Annotated in this window: 3 protein-coding genes and 1 pseudogene; 1 reads left to right on the forward strand and 3 read right to left on the reverse strand. The window is 44.7% G+C overall.

Translation table 11 applies throughout. The features are described from left to right. Positions 1–318: CHAT domain-containing protein (locus tag F6J99_RS42940; protein WP_293123029.1), on the forward strand; the 318-nt coding region annotated here is incomplete at its 5' end. A 165-nt stretch (positions 319–483) separates the two neighbouring features. On the opposite strand, the gene F6J99_RS42945 is transcribed toward F6J99_RS42940, so the two are convergent. From F6J99_RS42945 to F6J99_RS42955, 3 genes and pseudogenes are all read right to left on the reverse strand, one after another. After that, positions 484–1887: a CHAT domain-containing protein gene (locus F6J99_RS42945; RefSeq protein WP_293123032.1), complete on the reverse strand. Its 1404-nt coding sequence runs from the start codon at positions 1885–1887 to the stop codon at positions 484–486. Between the two features lie 467 nt (positions 1888–2354). After that, a complete protein-coding gene (bchI, locus tag F6J99_RS42950) occupies positions 2355–3422 on the reverse strand; it encodes a magnesium chelatase ATPase subunit I (RefSeq protein WP_070392355.1) in 1068 nt (355 codons plus the stop codon). A gap of 104 nt (positions 3423–3526) precedes the next feature. Continuing rightward, positions 3527–3949 (reverse strand): annotated as a pseudogene (locus F6J99_RS42955) (hypothetical protein); the annotation flags it as partial.

A 3949-nucleotide genomic window follows, 5' to 3' on the forward strand; every position in this document is an offset into this window, starting at 1 on the left:
TCAGACCTACGCCAACCCACTCCGATCGAATTACTCGTGCTGAGTGCATGCGAAACAGCAACTGGGGACAAGAGAGCGGCTCTGGGTATAGCTGGTGTAGCTATAGAAGCAGGAGCACGTAGTACCCTCGCTACTATTTGGGCAGTTAATGATGAAGCCACAGCGGCGTTAATGAATCGATTTTACCAGGAACTTACTGACAAATCAATCTCAAAAGCTGAAGCCCTCAATCGCGCCCAAAAATCAATTTTACAAGACCCAAACTATGAACACCCTTATTACTGGGCTGCTTATCTGATGGTAGGGAATTGGTTGTAATAGCTTATATCATGTTCCGTTGAACACTTAATAAATAGTAGGTAATAGGGAACAGGGAACAGGGAACAGGGAACAGTCAGACGTAGGGTGCGTTAGGGCAGCCTTCATGTTTCGCTCAAGCGCCAGGGTTAGGTTGCTGCCCGTAACGCACCACTGCTGGGTCTATCACCAAGGATTACCAACTACAGTAAAAGCCGCCCAATAATAGGGATGGGATAAATTTTCATAGTTCAGAGATGCTAGTTCTGGAGGTAACGATACATTTGGTCGATCAGTAACATTAGCCAAACTTACCTTTTGTTTCAACATCCCGATCTGAGCTTGTCGCAACGCTTCAGCCTTAATTGGTACAGTCTTAAGAGACTGATAAAATTCACTCATCAGCACTAAGGTTCCCCCATCGCTGACAGACCACAAACTAGCTACTGCTGACTTGACATTGGCGCGAACCGCTAATCCCGCAAAGCCTAACTCAGCTTCTTTATCCCCGATGGCAGTTTGACAAGAACTCAGCACCAATAATTCTACCGCTGGTGAGTGCCAACGTAATTGAGCGAATGTATCTAAAGTCAGTTTACTATCCCAAAACTGAATATAAGACTTGCTTGGTTTTCCCGCCTGGAAGTCTGAATGAGTTGCCAGGTGCAGGATTTGAAAATTCTTATGATATCCCAGTTGCCACTGTAGATTAGTTAGGGTAAAGTCCTTATTGAGGAAAGATTTTCCTTGCCAGGGATATTGGGTGATAACAGATAACTCTACCGGTACAGCAGGTAAGGAATTGTGTTCATTAAATTCTGAGGCACCCATAGCCAAAACTTGGGAATTTTTCAGATCACTATAGACAGTATCTGTTAATTTGAAGGCAGGAATAAGTGCTAAGCTATACTTCTGAACCAGAAACTCTTGGCCATCATGTAAAGCAGCAAAGGGTAAGTGGCGTAACCCTCCACCTAGGCAAAAAATTAGATTGTTGATGCCTTGAGCTTTAAGGTATGGTTCCACTGGCTCAATCATCCACTGATAGAGTTGCTGAGCTACTGGTAGATAATCTTTAGTGTGTCTACGCATAGGATGAGTAATAGTTTGGATAAACTCTTGCACTAGACTCAACAGAGCTTGCTTATTGGCTGCGGAGACACGCTTGTGAATGGGCTTACCTTCTGGTGTAATTAATACCAGTTCTAGTTGGTGCGATCGCGGAACCATGTAGATAAGACCAGGCTTTTGACCAGTTTGATTGGTGATTTTGCCAAGAGTATCAGCAATTTCTTTTACAGTGATGGATTGCTCAGGGAAATTGATGTCTAGGTGATTCTGATATTGTTTTTCCCAAGTTTGTTCAATTAAAGGTACTGCTTCTACTACTTGGTTATTGTCCAGGGCTGTTCCAAAGTTGGGGGGATTAACAGCTGGTGATTGAGCAATCGTTTGATGAGTAAGAGCATTGGAGCCAGTGTGGTTAGACATTGGTCTAGTGACTTGTGCTTGCACCGAAAGAGCACTGATAGTTCCGGTGAAGTGTAGTGTCGCTAGGAAGCAGCTAAAGCTAGTCGCTATTCGTTTCATAGTTACGTCACGCAGAAAAGCAAAGGTAAGTAGTAAACGTAAGTATTTAGCGAACGCGCCCCGCGTGACCTACGGTCAATCGAGCTACGCGCACGTTACACGAACGCACTTACCCAGTCAGCTTTCGAATCAAGCAAAACTTAGGAATTTGGCTGAAAGTGGCCAGTAGATAAGTTTTTCGAGGACATTTCTCCGTTTTTCGGATTATCCTGATTAGGATTAGCTGAAAGCTAAACGCTAAACGCTGAATACTTACGATTAGAAAGAGCAAAATTGACAGCAGATGGATTTTTCATCCATCTGTCAGAATAGTCAATCTTTATTAAAGCAATGAGTAATAGCAATCCTATTTAATGGGAATTAGGATTGCTGATTAGACTTGCTCTATCGTACTTATCCGCCTTGAGTTAACTATTTATGCAATAAAGAAAATTAATTATTTTAAAAAGGTATTGCACTACAGTAAATCAATCCTCTTCACCTGCTTCAACCCCAAAAACACGGTTAAAAGATTTCAGCACCTTATATCCTGAATCAATCGACTCCAGGGGGTCTTTACGCAAGCGGTGCCGTAAACATAAGGTAATCACCCGGCGGATATCATCCACTGTAACTTCAGTTCGTCCTTCAAATGCAGCCAGAGCCTTAGCCGCACGATTAGTTACAATATCACCTCTGAGTCCATCCACATCCAGTTCTGAGCAAACTTCTGAAATATTCACCCGAAAGTCGTAGTCCATTTCTACTTCAGCAAGTCGCTCTTGAGCCATTACTATCTGTTTCTGTAACGCTTCTTGCTCAGATTGGTGCTGTTCAATATATTGGTTGGGATTTTGATCAAACTCTCCCCGTTCTTCCACAATTTTGACTCGCAGCACTGGTTCTTTGACCGTACGGATTTCCGCGTGCATCCCAAAGCGGTCTAGTAACTGGGGTCGTAATTCTCCTTCTTCCGGGTTACCAGAACCTACTAAAACAAAGCGAGCAGGGTGGCGAATGGATATACCTTCCCGTTCTACAGTATTCCAACCACTAGCAGCCGAGTCTAGGAGTACATCCACTAGGTGGTCATCGAGCAGATTAACCTCATCTACATAGAGGATGCCCCGATTAGCTTTAGCCAAGAGTCCTGGTTCAAAAGCTTTGACACCTTCAGATAAGGCTTTTTCTATATCGATGGTGCCACAAACCCGGTCTTCGGTTGCCCCTAAGGGTAAATCTATCATGGGAACTTTCTTCTTGACCGAAGTCCTGGATGCAGCTGTTCCGTTACCATTGCCCATCCAGTCAGGATCCTTAGGGTCACTGTTGAAGGGGTCTTCAGCAACTACATCGATTTCTGGTAATAAATCAGCTAAGGCACGAATAGTAGTAGATTTGCCTGTGCCGCGATCGCCCATGATCATTACTCCCCCAATTTTGGGATCGATCACATTTAGGAGCAATGCCAGTTTCATTTCTTCCTGACCGACAATGGCGGTGAAAGGAAACACTAGGCGGCGAGTAGTCTTGGGCGCTTGGGCAGTAGGACTCACTGGGATTACTTAATTGTTATGGTTGGTTTTTCTCGACGATTACTATTTTGCCATAGTGCGTGCCTTGAGAGTTGATCAGTCTTTTCCCTTAATAAAAATCTGTCCTATCTCCCTATCTCCCCATCTCCCCATCTCCCTATCTCCCGATCTCCCCATCTCCCCATCTCCCGATCTCCCCATCTCCCGATCTCCCCATCTCCCCATCTCCCCATCTCCCCATCTCCCCCTCTCCCCATCTCTTGGTTCAAACCACGGATACTACTATACCCAGTATTTAGATCTCCTAAGACCAAATTAAATTCAGTTCCCCAATACCACCAGTGGGCTCCGACATAGGCGCAGATGATGCTATCTAGCTGGTCTTCAGCGGCTTTGAGAGCTTTACCTGTAGTGGGGATGTGGGGCAGAAATGAACTGCAAAGACTTGAAGTAAGGGGCGAGGATGAGAGGGAGTTGAGAGCAGGGGTGAGGGTGGGTAGGGTATCGAGAATATATTGCCGAAGTTTGATTAGTTCAGCATGTCTTTC

Origin of the sequence: Moorena sp. SIO4G3, from assembly GCF_010692305.1 — a bacterium.
GTDB lineage: Bacteria > Cyanobacteriota > Cyanobacteriia > Cyanobacteriales > Coleofasciculaceae > Moorena > Moorena producens_A.